The following is a 430-nucleotide window of genomic DNA, read 5'->3' on the forward strand; positions in this document are numbered from 1 at the left end:
GTGGCGGAACTGGCAGACGCACAGGACTTAAAATCCTGCGGTGAGAGATCACCGTACCGGTTCGATTCCGGTCCTCGGCACCATTTATATTTTGCGCCCGTAGCTCAATTGGATAGAGCGTTTGACTACGGATCAAGAGGTTATGGGTTCGACTCCTATCGGGCGCGTTCTCTTACGGGAAGTAGCTCAGCTTGGTAGAGCACTTGGTTTGGGACCAAGGGGTCGCAGGTTCGAATCCTGTCTTCCCGATAGGAACTTTTAAATAATTTAAATATGGGGGCTTAGCTCAGCTGGGAGAGCGCCTGCTTTGCACGCAGGAGGTCAGCGGTTCGATCCCGCTAGTCTCCACCATATTCAAATTTACAAACTACATAATGGCGGTGTAGCTCAGCTGGCTAGAGCGTACGGTTCATACCCGTGAGGTCGGGGG

General features: G+C 52.3%; 4 tRNA genes. All 4 read left to right on the forward strand.

The features are described 5' to 3' along the window. Positions 1–83 (forward strand) — tRNA-Leu (locus CD147_RS11780). Between the two features lie 10 nt (positions 84–93). Then, positions 94–167, forward strand: a tRNA-Arg gene (locus CD147_RS11785). An 8-nt stretch (positions 168–175) separates the two neighbouring features. Further along, positions 176–249, forward strand: a tRNA-Pro gene (locus CD147_RS11790). Positions 250–275: 26 nt separating this feature from the next. Then, positions 276–351 (forward strand) — tRNA-Ala (locus CD147_RS11795). Positions 352–430 lie beyond the last annotated feature (79 nt).

Source organism: Staphylococcus devriesei, from assembly GCF_002902625.1.
Lineage (GTDB): Bacteria > Bacillota > Bacilli > Staphylococcales > Staphylococcaceae > Staphylococcus > Staphylococcus devriesei.